Consider the following 15536-nt stretch of genomic DNA (forward strand, 5'->3'; position numbering starts at 1 on the left):
TGCAACCATCCGGGGTTCTGTGGGGTGACCTGTGGCGAATGCAAAACGGCGCCACAGGGCGCCGTTTTGCGTGCGGTTGGTACCGCTGAAATGCTACTGCCAGATCTCACCCAAGGTGGTGTCCGGTGAGAAGTGCCAGGCCAGTTGCGCCTGCAACAGTTCGGCGGTGGCCAGGGCATCGGTGAGGGCGTGGTGGGGCTGATAGGCGGGCAGGCCATAGCGCTCACGGGCACGCCCCAAGCGGACCGAGTCCGGCTTCTTGCCCCGAAGTCGGTTAAACCAACCCTGACAGGCGCGGTGCTGGATGGCGGCCTCGATATCCAGAGTGTCCACCACCGGGAACCGGATCCCTTCCCCCAGCCGGGCACGCAGCGCCCGGTCCAAAAACTCGCGCTCGATCTGCTTGTAGTGCACCACCACGATCTTGCCGGCCAGCGCATCCAGCACCTGGTCCAGTACCACCTCCAGATCGGGCGCTTGCTCCAGGTCCGAGTGGGTGATGCCGTGGATCACCACCGATTCCTCATTCAGAGGGCGGTTTGGATTGACGATCCAATGGGCGGAGCCCTTGCACTGGATGCGCTGTTGGGTAAAGGGCACCAGACCGATGCTGATGATGGCATCCTGATCCGGATTCATCCCGGTCGTTTCAAAATCCAGGGCGACGAACGGCACCTGGCTGACCGGGGTGTCCGGGCCAACCGGCAGCGTCTGGTAGAACCGCTTGAGCCGGGCATCCTTTGCGCTATTGGCCAATTCCACAAAGTGCTCAGGCCAGTTTGGCGTATCACTGGTGTCGAGCAGGGCCTGATTTCCCGGGGCGGCTCGCAGCAGGAAGATCATGAATGGCTCCTCTGATAGCGGAACTTAATAAAGCTCTGCGCGTTGCTGAGGATCTGAAACGCGGCCTTGAGGTTACGACGCTCAAAGTCAGACATATTTTCAGGCTCCACACTGTTATCCGGCTGCTCACCGTGCTCGATATCCAGCGCCTGGTGGCGAATGCGCACCATGTAGATCAGCTCCATGGCATCACGGAGATCCTGAGCCCGGCCCTTAGGCAGAATGCCGGCCTCGATGATGTCGTCCAGCCGCTCAAACGAGTTTTTCGCCAACGACCCCACCGCCATGGCGTGCACCCGCACCAGATCGGCCAGCGGAGCGGTGCCCCGGCGCTTGAGGTTGATGGAGTTGCGATGGCGGCCATCCTGCTCCATCACAAAATCTTTGAAAAAGCCCAGCGGCGGCGTCCGGTTGATGGCGTTGTGGGCCATGCAGGCGAGGAAGCGATTGTTGCGTCGGGCACGGCGGACCACAAAGCTCTGCAACTGCTCTGCCCATTTCACCCGGCCATACACCCCCTCAATGTCGAAGAAGATGGAGGAGTTGAGCAGGGTCTTCGGGTTGGGGTGATCGATCCACTCGGCGAAGCACTCCTCCCACTGGGTGTGGGTCATCCGCCATTGTGGGTTGGACGCCATGATGTCACCGGTGCAGTAGCTGTAGCCGCAGACATTCAGGCCGTCGCAGATGATGTCGGCCAGGCGTCGGAAGTAGTCGCCATGCAGTACCTCATCGTAGCTGTCATCGAGGATCAGCGCGTTGTCCTGATCGGTCACGATCAACTGCTCATCCCGGGCCATGGAACCCATGGCCACCAGGCAGTAGGGGATGGGCGGCTCACCCAGCTCCTCCTCGGCGATCTCCGCCAGGCGCTGTTTAAAGCTGCGGCCAATCACCGACATGGCGCTGCCCACCATATGGGCGTTGGCGTCCTCATCCACCATGCGGACAAAGCAGTCCTTCACCTGCCTGGAGACGGCCTGCAACTCATCGACGGTGTGGCAGGTGAAGATGGAGTTCACCAGCAGCAGACTGTTCTGGGATTCATGGCGGAGGATGTCGGTCATGCCAATGATGCCGATAACCTTCTTATCCTTGCGGATCGGCAGGTGATGCAGGTTATAACGCAGCATCATCAGCATCGCCTCAAACACGTAAGTGTTGTAATCCAGCGACACCACATCGGTGCTCATCACGTCCGCCACCGTGGTGTCGGCGGCATTCAGACCCGCGGCCAATACCCGCACACAGAGGTCGTGCTCGGTCAGGATACCAACCAGGGTATCGGCTTCTTCCTCATCGCCCTCATCCAGGTGACGCACCACCAGCAGCGCGGTGACGCTCTCATCCTCCATCAACTGGGCGGCGGCCTGGATGGTGGTGTCCGGACAGACGGTGACCGGTTCACGGGTGATCAGTTTGCGGGCTTTGACGGTGGTCAGGTCATTGCCCTTGGCCTGATTGGAGATGGCGTTGCGAAGCTGGCTGCCATCCTGCAACTCCATAAAGTCGGCAAACTGATCAAACTCATCGCAAAGCGCTTTGAACAGGGCGTCGGGAATGCAGTAGACCAGCGTATCTTCGATCGCTTTGGCCGGCATCCGCACCTTGTTGTTCATCAACAGCCCTTTCTGGCCAAACACCGCACCGCTGTCCAGGCGGTTGTAGAGTTCGCCTTCACGCCGGTAGATCTCAACCACGCCACTGCGGATCAGGTAGAGGTCGCGGATGGTGTCGCCCTGGTTGAGGATCATGCTGTCAGCGCGGTAATAGGCGACCTCGCTGTTGAGGGCAATCTCCTTGAGCTTCTCCTCCGGCAACTCATCAAAGGGCGGGTATTGAGAGATAAAGTTGAGTACTTCCAGCTGTTCGGCTTCCATCTTCGATTCCGGCAAGTATGAAGTTGATGTGATAGCAGACTGTAATGCTAACGGGTTCAAAAAAAGGGGCGCAGGGCCCCTTTTTCAACACTCAGCGTTCGCCTCAGCGAGTCGCGGTGGACAGAGATTTGGCGTTTTTGGCCGGCTTTCTGGGTTCACTGATCAGGCCCTTCAACAGAGAGAAGGTACCGAGCAGCAGAACCAGGGTAAAGGGCAGGCCAGTGGTCACCGCCATCGCCTGAGCCGCCGCCAGACCACCGCCCAGCATCAGGGCAATGGCGACCAGGCCAGCGAAGCTGCACCAGAAGATGCGCTGCGGCATGGGGGCGTCCACTTTACCGCCGGCGGCGATGGTGTCGATCACCAGCGAGCCGGAGTCCGCAGAGGTGATGAAGAACACCACCACCAGAATGATGCCCACCACAGAGGTGATCTCGGCCAGCGGCATCACGTCCAGCATGGCGAACAGCTTCAGCGGCAGTTCGGCGTTAAATACCGCTTCGTAACCGTCGTTGACGTATTGGCTGATGGCGGTACCACCGAAGGCGGTCATCCACAGTACACAGACGGTTGACGGAATCAGGATCACGCAGGTGATGAATTCACGCACGGTACGGCCACGGGAAACCCGGGCGATAAACATACCCACAAACGGTGACCAGGAGATCCACCATGCCCAGTAGAAGGCGGTCCAACCCTGAGAGTAGTTAACGTCTTCACGACCGAACGGCATCGACAGTTCCGGCAGGTAGGTCAGGTAAGACAGGATGTTGTCAAAGAACCCGGACAGAATGGCGATGGTGGGGCCAACGATGATGACGAACACCAGCAGCAGGGCAGCCATCCCCATGTTGATCTCGGACAGGCGCTTCACACCGCCATCCAGACCCGCCACAACGGAGACCAGAGCCAGCGCAGTGATACACAGGATCAGGATCACCTGAGTGGTATCGGTCATCGGCACATCGAACAGGAAGTTCAGACCGGTCATCGCCTGAGAGGCACCGTAACCCAGGGAGGTGGCCAGACCGAATACGGTGGCAACCACAGCCAGGATGTCGATAACGTGGCCAGTCCAACCCCAGATGCGCTCACCAAACAGCGGGTAGAAGATGGAGCGCATGGTCAGCGGCAACCCCTTGTTAAAGGAGAAGATGGCCAGACCGAGCGCCAGCAGCGCATAGATGGACCAGGGGTGCAGCGCCCAGTGGTAGATGGTTGCCGCCATACCCAGAGCCTGAGCGGAAGCGGGGTCGCCCTCGGCACCATTCAGCGGTGCCCAGTCGGTGCGCACACCGTTCTCCACGGTGATGCCACCGAGGGAGGAGCTGAAGTGGGACATCGGCTCGGACACGCCGAAGAACACCAGGCCGATGCCCATACCGGCGGCAAACAGCATCGCCAACCAGCCGGCGTAGCTGTAGTCCGGTTTGGCTTCGGTACCGCCGATTCGGACGCGACCCAGCGGCGTGACGATCAGCGCCAGACAGACCAGCACAAAGATGTTGCTGGCGGACATGAAGAACCAGTCCATATTGGACACCAGCCAGCCACGCAGGCCAGCAAAGAAAGGTTCAACACTTTCGCGAAATGCCAGTGTCAGCACCACGAACATGACGATGGCCATGCCAGAAATGGCAAACACACGGTTGTGGATATCCAATCCCAACGGACCGACTTTGAGGGCAATGTTGTCCTGCCCGATTTGATAATCCGTATCGATCGCCCTGACTTTACCGTCAGGGCGCTGAATACCACCGTTATTATCGCTCACGTTGTACTCCTTTGGTGCGATCTGCGTTGAACAGGTTGGGACCTGTATCAAACCGGTTGTGGTTGGCTTCGGTTCTCTCCGTTTTTGTCAGTTGGTTGAGAGCCGATGTGTTGCCAGAAAACCGCCTGAGAGTCGTTCTCAGGCATTAATGGTTTGTCCCACTGGTGCGGACTTCTGAATCCCCTTCGGTAGCCACCGAAGCGCAAAGTCAGCCGCCTTACCGTTGGCGCAGTCGCGGTTGTTGTTGCTTGAATCACGATCCCGATTTGGCTAAGCAAACCGGGGTCACATTTCTTAAGGGTCCGGATTATCTGTCGTGATGCATCCATAACGCAACATAAATGTGCCGCCAAGTTGTTGAGGTTAGGGCGGTGTTGCATGGCTGTTATTGTGGTGATAGTGAACACGACTGATTCGGTCGGTTTTATGGGGCGTGGTGCAGGAATGGCGGTTCGCAGGGCACCCGCTTATCGCTTTGCGGTGTTAACGCGTTAACACCCGGGGGGGGGGACGGTGCGCTCGACGCACTCGCTTCGATGTGCAGATTTAAGGTGATTGCCACTCTGGTTTCCCAGCGGATGTGTGGACATTACTCCGGGCCCTCTTATCTCTAGCGAGCGCGCATTTTAACGCAAAACGGCCACCAGGTGGTGGCCGATTTGGGACGAGTGGTTAAGATTTAGTCTCGCTTTTTCAGCATCATCATCTGATAGCCGTATTGGCCGAGGTACTGTTCATAGATGGCAATTTCCCGGGCGATGTCCTTGAGCGCAGCAGAGTCGGGCATCTGCGGCTGCAACTCAGACAGTCGTGCTTTCAACGGCTGATAGTAGTTGTCCCAGGCAGCCTGACTTAAGGCAAAGTGGTCAACCACCTGGTAGCCCGCGGCTTCAGCCTGGGCCAGGCGGGTGTCCACGCTCTGCATATCCGGGTACTCCTGGGCAAAGAACGCCTCAGCCGCCTCGCTGCGTTCATCGGTAAGCCACACCATATCGCTCAGCATCAGTATGCCGCCGTCCTGAAGCAGTGGCCGCCACTGCGACAGGGCTTTTGACACCCCCATAATGTAGGCGCTGCCTTCAGCCCAGATCAGGTCAAAGCTGCCGGGTTCAAACGGCAGGTCGGTCATGCTGGCGCAGACCGGTTCGACCCGTTCAGCCAAACCGGCCTGCTGCAGCATCTCGGTCAGGCGCGCCAGTGCCGACGGTTCATTGTCGACGGCGGTGATGGTGGCCTGAGTGTCGCTGGCTAGAATGGTGGTGGCCAGGCCTTTGCCGCAACCCACTTCAAGGATGGCGGAGGGCGTGTGGGGCACCCGACTCAGGGCGCGTCGGGTTTCCGTTTCGCTGCCGGGGCCCCAACGGTCGAGGGTTTCGAAGGCTGCCATAAAGTCAGCCATGTATTGTTCGTGTTCGTTCATGTCTTTTGATAACCATTTCAGTCGCAGGGCCTCTTTCTCGTTGAAACCCTGCTTCATTAACCAATCCAGGTGCGCGTCCGGGGCAACCCGGTCCACGCTCTCGTGCCACGCCTTGAGATCCCCCTGGCCCAGCAGGGCGGCCAGTAAGTCACGGGATTGCTGCTTCTGCGCCAGTTCCTGGTCCAACTGCTGCAGGCGTTGTTGCAGCAGTGGCCGGTCAATCCGGGCATCCAGACAGGCCTGGCACTCCTTCAGGGTGAGGCCCCCGGCCTGCAGCTTCTGAATCAGGCGCACCCGTTGCAGATCCTGATCGCTGTAGAGTCGGTAGCCGTTGGCCTGACGTTGCCCCTGGATCAGGCCCTGCTTCTCGTAATAAAGCAGGGCGGTACGGGATAACCCGACCTGCTGGGCCAGTTCGGAGATGCGGTACATGGGCAAGGCCCTCGTTGTCTGTCACTGTGGCGACTTTAAACTATGAAGCTGTAGACAGGTCAAGCGGGTCTGACCATGTGCAGGGCAAAAAAAACGGCGCCATGGGGCGCCGTTTTTCGAAGGGTCATATCAGAGATTCAGTTGCCACCGCTTTAGCGGCGCCTTGCCGTCGATACCCCGGCCCCAGCGGTCCAGGCTGTCGAGGCGAATCACCCTGACGTTGTCAATCCCTTCCAGCAGGGTGGCGGGCACATCACCGGCACTGAGCACCACCAGGGCGCCTTCCTCTTGGGCCAGCACTTTCAGTTCGGCTTTATCCTGTTCGGTCCAGGTCAGGGCGGGTTTACTGTTGCGCGCCAGCACGAACAGGCCGTTACCGCTGATGAAATCTTCCAGCCGATCATCCAGCACCACCACCGCATCCACACCGGCATTGAGCAGCGCTTGTTGCTGTTGCTGCTGCAACTGGGCGATGGCCTGCTTCAGCCCCGCCTGGTTGGCGCTGATCTTGTCAGCGTGGTTGGGGTACAGCGCTTTGAGATCGCTGGCCAGGATGTCGGTCATGCGGGACAGGTTGGCCGGGTTAAGCCAGACGTAGGGCGAGATCTCGCCGCTTTCCATCTCCCGCGTTACCACGGCGCTGCCTTTTGGGGTCAGGGCGCGGCTGGCGTCCAGCTCAATGGCGCGGATGTTGTGGGCACGGACGTGAGGGTAGAGCGGGTCCGCCGGCCACACGGAGCTGATGGTGATCACCGCATCGGCATCACGGGCGGCTTTGGCCACAGCCTCGCTGCCCTGTCCGGAGAACCAGGCAGGCAGTCGGCTGAGGCCATAACGACGGGGCGGCAGATATTCCACCTTAACCCCGGTGCCATCGGTCAGTTCAGTGGCCACCATATAGGTGGCGGGCAGGTGGGTCAGTAGGGCCGCCTGGCCGGGCAGTGCCAGCAGCAAGGCGGAACAGGCAATCAGAGCACGCAACATAGGGATTATCCTTTGACGACGATGCGGTAGCCGGTGGCCGCCAGAAAGGCGGTGGCCGACAGCAGAATGATGGCGGCGCCGGACGGAATGGGCAGGCCCATCTCCATCGGCAACAGGGTGCCAAGCACACAGGCCAACGTGGCCAGCAGGGCAGACAGGCGGACAAAGGCGCCCATATCCCGGGTCAGCAGGCGGGCGGTGGCGCCGGGGATCAACAGCAGCGCCCCCACCAGAACTGCGCCGATGATCTTCACGGCGGCAATGGTGATCAGGGTGATCATCACCACAAACAGGTAGTCATAAATGGCGGTTTGCCAGCCACGTACCCGCGCCAGATCGGGACTGATGCAGGTCAGCAGCATCCGGTTAAAGGTGGGCACAAAGAACACCGCAATCAGCAGGGTGGCGACCACCAGCAGCAGGATGTCGGCGTCGGTCACGGTCAGGATGGAACCAAACAGCACGTTTTCCAGCAGGTGGATGTTGATCTTGCGGGCCACAAACATCAGCAGCGCGGCGCCACCGGCCAGGGCCACGGCCAGGAACACGCCCACCAGGGTGTCATAGGGCACGTTGGTGCGGTTGCGGATGTAGTGCAGCAGCAGGGCGAAGATCATGCAGAAGCAGAACAGCCCAATCATCGGATTGTCGGTGGGCTCACCCAGCAGGATGCCAATCGCCACGCCGGTCAGGGCTCCGTGTCCTACCGCTTCAGAGAAGAAAGCCAGGCGCTTGGCGATCACCAGGGTGCCCAACGCGCCGAGGATCGGGCCGATAAACAGCGCCGCCACCAGAGCGTTGACCAGAAATCCATAACCAAAACTTTCCGGCAGGTAGCCGGCTGCGGCGCCGTTGGCGGCCAGTTCACGTAACCATTCCATCAGGCCACCTTACGACTGTGGTGCTGGAACAGGTTGGCCAGCTTGTGGGGGGCCAGCACCTGATCGGCCGGGCCGGAGTCGACGATCTCGCGGTTGACGACGTGCACCATCGGATTAGGCAGGCGACGTACGGCCCCGACATCGTGGTGAACGCACATCAGGGTGCAGCCGCGCTGGTTCAGATCGGCAATCAGGTCATCGAGGTAGCGCACGCCGGTCTCGTCCATGCCAGTGGTCGGTTCATCGAGGATCAGCAACTGGGGCTGGTCCAGCAGGGCCTGGGCAAACAGCACACGCTGCTGTTCACCGCCGGACAGCTGGCCCATGCGGCGGTCGGCCCGTTCGGCCATGCCAACCCGCTCCAGCTGGGCCAGCACCTGCTGTCGCTCTTTGCTGGCGCGACGCCAGAACAGCGGGCGGCGGCTCAGGTTCAGCAGCACAAAATCCATTACGGTCAGGGGCAGGCTGGACTCAAACGCCGCTGATTGGGGCACATAGCCGATTGCACCGGGACGATCCGGCCAGTGAATGGTGATGTCGCCGGTAAAGGGGGTGAGGCCCAGGATGGAGCGCAGCAGCGAGGTTTTTCCGCCGCCGTTGGGTCCCATCAGCACATGGCAGCAACCGGCTTCGAAGGTGTGGTCGATGTCCGACAACACCCGCTCGGGGCCGTACTGCAGGGACAGCCCGGTCAGTTCAATGCTGGGTCCGCTCATCAGGATTCGCCTTTTGCCGCAAAGCGGATCGCTTCCACCAGGGTGTTGAGGTTTTGCTGGGTTTCCAGGGCCACTTTATCGGTTTCAAACGGGCCGTGAGTCATGTGGGAGAACTGGTACAACTGCACGCCGGTGGCTTCTTCGATGGTGTCGACAAAGCGGTTGGGCATATCCAGTTCGTAGAACAGCACGTTGATGCCGGAGGCCTTGATGCGGTCGATGGTGTCCTGCAGCTGGCTGGCGGAAGGTTCTACGCCGTGGGCCGGTTCAATCACCGCGTCCACACCAATACCAAACTCCTGCAGCAGGTAGCCGTAGGCGTTGTGGGTGGTGGCCACCTTGATGTTGCTGGTGTCCAGCTCGGCAATCTGGGTGAGGGCGTCCTGTTTCATGGCGCGCAGTTTACCGGCGAAGGCCCGGGCATTTTTGCGGTAGGCGCGGGCGTTTTCCGGGTCCAGTTCACCCAGTTCCCGGGCGATGGTGTAGACCTTTTGAATGGTGGTGTTGATGCCGACGAAGCTGTGGGCGTTCACCGCACCATCGCCAACAGCAGCGCCCATGGCGGGCAGCAGAGCCACTTCCTGGTTGGCATAGATGATGTGCAGGTCCGGGCGGTTGGCTGCCTGAATCACCTGCATGGCAAAATCGTCGTGGCCAATGCCATTGACCACAAAGGCATCCATTTCTGCCAGTCGGCGCATATCCTGAGGCTGTGCCTGATAGTTGTGGGGATTAAACCCCGCGTCCACCAACGGCAGGATGGTGACGTGGTCACCGGCCACCTGGGAGACGTAGCTGTAGTAGGGATGCAGGGCCACGCCAACGGTCAGTTTTGCCTGAGCGGGCAGGGCCAGCGCCAGGCCGGCAAGCAGCGTAACAAGTGCGCGCATCAGTGATCCTTATGAGAGTGTGAAGGGTGTGAAACCAGTTGCTGACAGCCGTTCGCTTTTAGGGCGTTGTCATCGAAGGCCCGGGGGGCGTTATCGCAGACCCACAGCGCTGGTTCGGCGTGCTGGCTGTTGAGCACCAGGGCGTGGTCAGCCAGCAGGCCAAGGTAGATGGCGGCTTGCGGCTGTTGCCACTGGCCCTGGCTGAACGGCGGCAGGAAGGCGTCTTTCAGGTCGTCGACGCCGGGCCAGGCGGCCTCGGCGTCAAAACCGTCGTCCAGATTGTCCTGATGCCAGTCGCGGATCTCCTCGTGGGACAGTTTCAGGTCGGTGGCGGCGACACGCACATCGGTGGGCACCAAATCAAAGGTGACCTGATGCTCCGCCAGATCCGGGCCGCCGTGATGGGCCTGGTGATGGGGCAGCAGCAGTGCGCCAATCCCCAGAATGCCAGCGATGGCCAGGGCCACGTAACGACCCTCTGCCACCCCGTTATCCGCGGCCACCTTTTGGCTGTAACCGCGACTCATCAGCGATCCTTCATCTCAACGACGTCCACCTCAACCGGGGACTCGTGGCCCGGGTCGAACACCAGATAGAAGTCGCCGCCCGGTGCCGGGAAGGTCACGTGGGACTCGCTGTTGGTGCGTTCAATCGCCAGCAGGTTGTCGTCGTAATCAAACAGCTTGATGTCGTAGTTGCTGGCCTGGCCGCCGTCGGTCCAGCCAGTCTTGCAGTGGATCTCGCTGCGATCCTGCTCGAACCAGCACTCCATCAGACCAAAGTGGGCGGCACTGGAAGCGGAAAACAGAAACAGGGATGCAGGGAGGGCGCAGAGCAGGGATTTCTTGTTCATCGGAACTCACAAAGGGGGCCGAAGCCCCCGTACAGCAATCAGTCCAGCTGGACCTCAAAGGTGATGTTGAGCATGGTGCGGTGGGCGTCGGCCATCGGGTCGTTCTCCAGCACCTGGGTGTGGCTGGCGGCAGCGATGTAGCGGCCAGCCTGGGCCGGGGTAAAGGTCACTTCACCCTTGGCGTTGGTTTCCACGGAGATCGCTTCCTGAGACGCGCGGTACAGGGTGCCTTCACGGGTCACGTCCACTTTCAGGCCCTCGACCGGCTCGCCGTTGTAGAGGTACTGGAAGGTCACTTCCTCGTTTTCGATGATGTCGGCCGGGTGGGTTACCGGCACCATCTCAAACCCTTTTTTGGTGGCTTCCAGCGCAGTGCGGTTTGGCGCCATCACGGTCACGTAGCTTTCGCCACGGGGCTCAAACTTGATGGTTTTCACCTCGCGGGCTTCTTCCGGCACGATCAGCTCACGCTCGGCTTTGTTGGCCGGCACGCGACGCTCGCTGTCACGACGTCCCACCAGATAGGTGGTCATGTAGAACGGGGTGCGGCTGTTCACCAGCTTGTGGGTGCCTTCCTCAACAAAGAAGAAGTCGAACACGCTGCGGCGCTTGCCTTTGAACAGGGCATCGGGACGCTCACTGCGGCCGTCCGGCATGATGATGTGGGCCGGATCCGCACTGGTCGGCTTATCAAAGGCAAAGGTGGCGTGGGCCGCTGTCGCGTCTACGGTCACCCATTCGCCTTCCGCTTTGGAGATGGTGAAGTGGGACGGCAGGATCCACAGCGGATGCGCTTGGGCAGTCGCTACCATGCCCAGTACCAGGCCAGCGCCAAGCAGTGTCTTTTTCATGATGATGTCCTTATTGCTCAAGGTTGGTAATTCAGTTCAATGGCGCCCACTTCGGCCATGGGCTGGGTGGTGATGGCGAAAGCGTCGCCGCCCAGGGTGACGCGTTGGCGCACCAGGTCACGACCGCCGTGCTCACGCACCACTTCGACGTAGAGGGTGTATTCGCCCTGTTGCAGGCGCTGGCCGTCGTTGCCGGTGCCATCCCACTTCAGGCTGTGTACCCCGGCGGTGCGGGTGGCAGACGAGTAGCCATCAATGTGTTCGGCGTTGTAGCGGCCAAACTGGCGCCACCAGCGGCGGATGTCTTTCAACCAGTCGGTTTGGTTGCCGGTCCACAGGGCCAGATTGGCGACCGCGTCACGGTTGCTGTCTTCCAGCCAGATGGCGACATAGGGGCGGGCGTAGTTGGCGACATCCAGAGTCGGCAGCTCCAGTTTGACATCCAGCGTGGCGGAGTCCGGCAGCGGTGAGGCCCAGACCGGGCTCAGGCTCAGGGCGGACGCCAGGGCGATGGCAGTAATGCGCATAAGAGGTCCTTTACAAGCTCATCAGATAAAGGGAAACGGTTGCTCCGCTGCCCACCAGGGTCCAGGCCATGGCGGTGCGCAGGGTGCGTTTTTTCGGAACCAGAAGTACCACGCCGGTCAGAACGAACAGCACCATCAGTACCGCGCTAAGGTCGATAAACCAGTGCCAGGCGGCGCCGGTGTTGCGGCCTTTGTGCAGGTCGTTCAGCCAGGCCACGGTGCCGTAATCGGTGACGCTGACTTCGGCCATCGGTTCCAGCAGGTCGATGTAGACCGAAGCGTCGTAGCCCGGGCCTTTGAAATCGAGGGTGACTTCCCCCTCCACCAGCTCGCCATCTTCCACCTCGGTGTAGATCTGCAACGGAGACGCGAGGCCTTTCAGTCCGCCTTGCTGGCGCAGGGCATCCAGCAGGGCCTGTTCGCCACTGGGGTGGCGCAGAGCGTCCGCCGTTAACAGGGCAGGGGAGAGGGGCAGTTCGGATTCAATGCGTTGCGGTTCACCCACAAACCATTCGGGCCGGTTCAGGGTGACGCCGGTAATGGCGAAGAACAGCACCACCAGCAGCAGGCTCATGGAGACGTAGATATGAAGGGTGCGGGACCACTGTTGCACCGGCTTGGAACGAAGCATCCTGAATGCCACTGGTAAATGAGAATGATGCGCACCTTATCAGCGCCCAACCTAAATGGGAACCATTACCATCCGCATTCACACGGATTTACATTCAACAGTGATCCAACTCGCCTTTTCTGGCTTTTCGCAACAAAAATCCAACAATCACAGGGAGATAGGAGTGGTGACTCTGCCGGCGTGACGGCGATCACGCCGAGAACAAAAAATCCTCAAACGGCTTATTAACCACAAATAAACATTGTAATGAGAAGGATTCCCATTTAGATTTGGCGCCAACTTAAGCCCGGAACACGGACCGAATACCGGTTCAATTCATGGAGTCAATGATGATGAAACTCTCCCCCCTGTTCAGTGCCATGCTGATGGCTGGCCTTTGTGCCCCCGCCAGTGCTCTGGCAGTGGAGTCGAACGAGCAATCTGCGGATGAAACCCTGATCGTTCGCGGTAACAGCTTTGACGACTACAAAGTCGACAACGCCAGTGGCGCCATGCGGGGCGATATCCCGCTGCTGGAAACTCCCCAGTCCGTTACCGTGATTCCGGAGATCGTCATCGATGAGCAGCTGGCCACCAGCCTGAGCCGCGTTCTGGTGAACGACGCCTCCGTGACCGGCGGCTCCCAGAAGTGGAACCGTGAAGTGTTCTCCCTCCGTGGTTTTGAGCTGGATTCCGGTAACGGTTACCTGCGCGACGGCATGCAGCACTGGTCTCACTACGTGCAGCCCATCGAAATTCTCGAGCGGGTAGAGGTTCTGAAGGGCCCGTCCAGCATGCTGTATGGCCAGTCAAACCCGGGTGGCCTGATCAATATGGTCACCAAAAAGCCGACCGTTGAGCGCATCTTCGATATCGGTTTTGACGTGGATGACAACGGTTCCACCCGCTACCAGATCGACGCCGGTGGCGCCCTGGTGGAATCCGGTGCCCTGCGTTACCGCGCCGTGGGTGTGAAGCAGGACACGGTAGAAGCCCGCGAATACACCAACGGCGACGAGCGCGAGCGTGACCGCTGGCTGGGCTCCCTGATCGTCGAAGGCGACATCAGCAGCTGGGCCACCCTGTCTGTCCATTACGACAAAACCAGCGACAAGGCGGGTATCGACCGGGGTGCCATTCTGGATGCCAATGGCGATGTGGTGGGTGACCGTGACACCATCTGGGACATGCCCTGGGCCTTTATCGACAACAACATCGAGAACTACGGCGCCAACCTGAACCTGTATCTGGGCAGCAACTGGGAAGCCAAACTGGGCTTCAACCAGCAGAACTACGACCGTCAGCGTCTGGATTCCCTGCCGGGTGATCACAACGTGGCGGAAGGCACCTACGTGGTTCAGGAGTACGATCGTCTGGACGACTGGGAGTTCACCACCGCGTACATGGACTTCTCCGGCCTGGTGCAGGCGATGGGCATGGACCACCAGATCCTGTTCGGCGCCAACTACCTGGAGTACAGCTACCAGCGCATCCTGGCGCGCGGCGATAAGATCACCGTGTCCAACGACGGCAGCAACCTGCCGAACGCGCCGGTATTCGGGGCCGATGACTACAAGGTGTACGACCCGTCCACCTACGACTACTACGGCATCTACCTGCAGGACCTGATGACCATCAACGAGAGCTGGCAGGTGCTGCTGGGTCTGCGTTACGACAAGCTGAACGATGAAGCCAATGGCGATTCTGACTCTCTGCTGCCGAAGGTGGGCCTGATCTACCATCCGGCGCCGAACGCCTCTGTGTACCTGAACTACAGCCAGAGCTTTGTGCCCCAGGGCACCGTGATCAACGAAGGCCCGAATGGTGACGAAGAGCTGAACCTGGATCCGGAGATGGGCACTCAGTGGGAACTGGGCTACAAGTGGGAGCTGTTTGACCAGCGCCTGATGCTGTCCGGTGCAGTGTTCGACATCCTCAAGGACAACATCACCATCACCGAGAACGTGGACGGTTGGGACCTTACCACCCAGGGTGGTGAGCAGCGTCACCGCGGTCTGGAGATGGCCGCGCAGGGTCAGGTCAGCGAAGATCTGTTCCTGATGGCCTCCATGATGTACCTGGATGCCAACTACGAAACCCACGACAAGTACCAGGACAAAACCCCGGTGGACGCGCCGGAGTGGACCGCCAGCCTGTGGTCCCGCTACATGATGACCGAGAGCCTGGCGCTGAACGCGGGTCTGTTCTATGAGGGCGATCGTTTCGCCGACGCGGAAAACACCATCGTGAAAGACGGTTACGTTCGTGTCGATGCCGGCCTGTCTTACGGCATGAAGGTGGCGAACACCGATATGGACTTCCGTTTGAACGTGGAAAACCTGTTCGACAAAGAGTACCTGGGCGGCGGCACCAGCAGCATCAAGGACGGCATCTACAATGGTGACGTGGCCATTGGCAACGGTCGTACCTTCCGTGCTTCTGTGCAGGTGGCGTTCTAAGCCCTCGCAACACCATCGCGTCTAAATAAAAAAAGCGGACCCTTGGGTCCGCTTTTTTGTGCCCCAATGAAGCGGGCGATGTTCAGGCGGTTGCGCGTTTACTGCCAGGGGTTGGCGTGGCGCACAAAGGTCTCGATGTAGAGTGCTTCGACCTTGTCACGGGCCCATTGGGTTTTGCGCAGGAACTTGAGCGAGGACTTGATCGACGGATTACTGCCAAAACAGTTAATGCGGATCAGGTCATACAACTCGTCCCAGCCGTAGTGGTCCACCAGTCGGGTCAGGATCACTTCCAGCTTCAGGCCGTGCAGCGGGTTATTGGGTTGTTCTTGGCTCATGGCACAAGGTTCCTAATGACAGGGGCGCAGGGGGCGCCGGGCGTTGCGGCGCAGTCTACCAGACCCCCGGCGCCGGAG

At 60.0% G+C, this 15536-nt stretch carries 15 protein-coding genes; 1 reads left to right on the plus strand and 14 read right to left on the minus strand.

Annotated features, from left to right (window positions below):
- Positions 1-93: 93 nt before the first annotated feature.
- From FBAL_RS08965 to FBAL_RS09025, 13 genes are all read right to left on the minus strand, one after another.
- On the minus strand, positions 94-843 hold the full coding sequence (locus FBAL_RS08965; RefSeq protein WP_013345282.1) for a 3'-5' exonuclease: 750 nt from the start codon (positions 841-843) through the stop codon (positions 94-96).
- On the minus strand, positions 840-2723 hold the full coding sequence (locus tag FBAL_RS08970) for a DUF294 nucleotidyltransferase-like domain-containing protein (protein ID WP_013345283.1): 1884 nt from the start codon (positions 2721-2723) through the stop codon (positions 840-842). The genes FBAL_RS08965 and FBAL_RS08970 overlap by 4 nt, the downstream gene beginning before the upstream one ends.
- A gap of 103 nt (positions 2724-2826) precedes the next feature.
- On the minus strand, positions 2827-4497 hold the full coding sequence (locus tag FBAL_RS08975) for a BCCT family transporter (protein WP_013345284.1): 1671 nt from the start codon (positions 4495-4497) through the stop codon (positions 2827-2829).
- 679 nt (positions 4498-5176) lie between these two features.
- A complete protein-coding gene (locus FBAL_RS08980; RefSeq protein WP_013345285.1) occupies positions 5177-6349 on the minus strand; it encodes a MerR family transcriptional regulator in 1173 nt (390 codons plus the stop codon).
- Positions 6350-6478: 129 nt separating this feature from the next.
- Positions 6479-7333, minus strand: a complete 855-nt coding sequence (locus tag FBAL_RS08985; protein WP_013345286.1) for a metal ABC transporter solute-binding protein, Zn/Mn family — start codon at positions 7331-7333, stop codon at positions 6479-6481.
- Positions 7334-7338: 5 nt separating this feature from the next.
- A complete protein-coding gene (locus tag FBAL_RS08990; protein ID WP_013345287.1) occupies positions 7339-8214 on the minus strand; it encodes a metal ABC transporter permease in 876 nt (291 codons plus the stop codon).
- On the minus strand, positions 8214-8930 hold the full coding sequence (locus FBAL_RS08995; RefSeq protein ID WP_013345288.1) for a metal ABC transporter ATP-binding protein: 717 nt from the start codon (positions 8928-8930) through the stop codon (positions 8214-8216). Before FBAL_RS08995 ends, FBAL_RS08990 begins: the two co-directional genes overlap by 1 nt.
- Complete coding sequence (locus tag FBAL_RS09000; RefSeq protein WP_013345289.1) at positions 8930-9820, minus strand: metal ABC transporter solute-binding protein, Zn/Mn family; 891 nt, start codon at positions 9818-9820, stop codon at positions 8930-8932. The genes FBAL_RS08995 and FBAL_RS09000 overlap by 1 nt, the downstream gene beginning before the upstream one ends.
- Positions 9820-10347 (minus strand): DUF6162 family protein, encoded by a 528-nt coding sequence (locus FBAL_RS19575; RefSeq protein ID WP_013345290.1) that lies wholly within the window; start codon positions 10345-10347, stop codon positions 9820-9822. The genes FBAL_RS09000 and FBAL_RS19575 overlap by 1 nt, the downstream gene beginning before the upstream one ends.
- On the minus strand, positions 10347-10673 hold the full coding sequence (locus FBAL_RS09010) for a hypothetical protein (protein ID WP_013345291.1): 327 nt from the start codon (positions 10671-10673) through the stop codon (positions 10347-10349). The genes FBAL_RS19575 and FBAL_RS09010 overlap by 1 nt, the downstream gene beginning before the upstream one ends.
- 38 nt (positions 10674-10711) lie before the next feature.
- The gene (locus tag FBAL_RS09015; protein WP_013345292.1) at positions 10712-11524 is read right to left on the minus strand and encodes a DUF4198 domain-containing protein; all 813 of its coding nucleotides are present in this window, start codon (positions 11522-11524) and stop codon (positions 10712-10714) included.
- 17 nt (positions 11525-11541) lie between these two features.
- Positions 11542-12051 carry a DUF2271 domain-containing protein gene (locus FBAL_RS09020; RefSeq protein ID WP_013345293.1) on the minus strand — a complete coding sequence of 170 codons (510 nt, stop codon included), beginning with the start codon at positions 12049-12051 and terminating at the stop codon, positions 11542-11544.
- 10 nt (positions 12052-12061) lie between these two features.
- Positions 12062-12682 (minus strand): PepSY-associated TM helix domain-containing protein, encoded by a 621-nt coding sequence (locus tag FBAL_RS09025; protein WP_013345294.1) that lies wholly within the window; start codon positions 12680-12682, stop codon positions 12062-12064.
- A 326-nt stretch (positions 12683-13008) separates the two neighbouring features.
- Between FBAL_RS09025 and FBAL_RS09030 the strand changes: the two genes are divergently transcribed.
- Positions 13009-15120, plus strand: coding sequence for a TonB-dependent siderophore receptor (locus FBAL_RS09030; protein ID WP_041251243.1), 2112 nt, complete (start codon positions 13009-13011; stop codon positions 15118-15120).
- A 98-nt stretch (positions 15121-15218) separates the two neighbouring features.
- Here FBAL_RS09030 and FBAL_RS09035 read toward each other — a convergent pair whose 3' ends face one another.
- Positions 15219-15458, minus strand: coding sequence for a VF530 family protein (locus FBAL_RS09035; RefSeq protein WP_013345296.1), 240 nt, complete (start codon positions 15456-15458; stop codon positions 15219-15221).
- Positions 15459-15536 lie beyond the last annotated feature (78 nt).

It is taken from the genome of Ferrimonas balearica DSM 9799 (genome assembly GCF_000148645.1).
GTDB lineage: Bacteria > Pseudomonadota > Gammaproteobacteria > Enterobacterales > Shewanellaceae > Ferrimonas > Ferrimonas balearica.

Excerpts from the sequence above, each read along its gene's own strand:
- FBAL_RS08965 (WP_013345282.1), bottom strand. The coding sequence starts at position 843 with ATGATCTTCCTGCTGCGAGCCGCCCCGGGAAATCAGGCCCTGCTCGAC.
- FBAL_RS09015 (WP_013345292.1), bottom strand. The coding sequence starts at position 11,524 with ATGAAAAAGACACTGCTTGGCGCTGGCCTGGTACTGGGCATGGTAGCG.
- FBAL_RS09025 (WP_013345294.1), bottom strand. The coding sequence starts at position 12,682 with ATGCTTCGTTCCAAGCCGGTGCAACAGTGGTCCCGCACCCTTCATATC.
- FBAL_RS08995 (WP_013345288.1), bottom strand. The coding sequence starts at position 8,930 with ATGAGCGGACCCAGCATTGAACTGACCGGGCTGTCCCTGCAGTACGGC.
- FBAL_RS09000 (WP_013345289.1), bottom strand. The coding sequence starts at position 9,820 with ATGCGCGCACTTGTTACGCTGCTTGCCGGCCTGGCGCTGGCCCTGCCC.
- FBAL_RS19575 (WP_013345290.1), bottom strand. The coding sequence starts at position 10,347 with ATGAGTCGCGGTTACAGCCAAAAGGTGGCCGCGGATAACGGGGTGGCA.
- FBAL_RS08985 (WP_013345286.1), bottom strand. The coding sequence starts at position 7,333 with ATGTTGCGTGCTCTGATTGCCTGTTCCGCCTTGCTGCTGGCACTGCCC.
- FBAL_RS09035 (WP_013345296.1), bottom strand. The coding sequence starts at position 15,458 with ATGAGCCAAGAACAACCCAATAACCCGCTGCACGGCCTGAAGCTGGAA.
- FBAL_RS09010 (WP_013345291.1), bottom strand. The coding sequence starts at position 10,673 with ATGAACAAGAAATCCCTGCTCTGCGCCCTCCCTGCATCCCTGTTTCTG.
- FBAL_RS08970 (WP_013345283.1), bottom strand. The coding sequence starts at position 2,723 with ATGGAAGCCGAACAGCTGGAAGTACTCAACTTTATCTCTCAATACCCG.
- FBAL_RS09030 (WP_041251243.1), top strand. The coding sequence starts at position 13,009 with ATGATGATGAAACTCTCCCCCCTGTTCAGTGCCATGCTGATGGCTGGC.
- FBAL_RS08990 (WP_013345287.1), bottom strand. The coding sequence starts at position 8,214 with ATGGAATGGTTACGTGAACTGGCCGCCAACGGCGCCGCAGCCGGCTAC.
- FBAL_RS09020 (WP_013345293.1), bottom strand. The coding sequence starts at position 12,051 with ATGCGCATTACTGCCATCGCCCTGGCGTCCGCCCTGAGCCTGAGCCCG.
- FBAL_RS08980 (WP_013345285.1), bottom strand. The coding sequence starts at position 6,349 with ATGTACCGCATCTCCGAACTGGCCCAGCAGGTCGGGTTATCCCGTACC.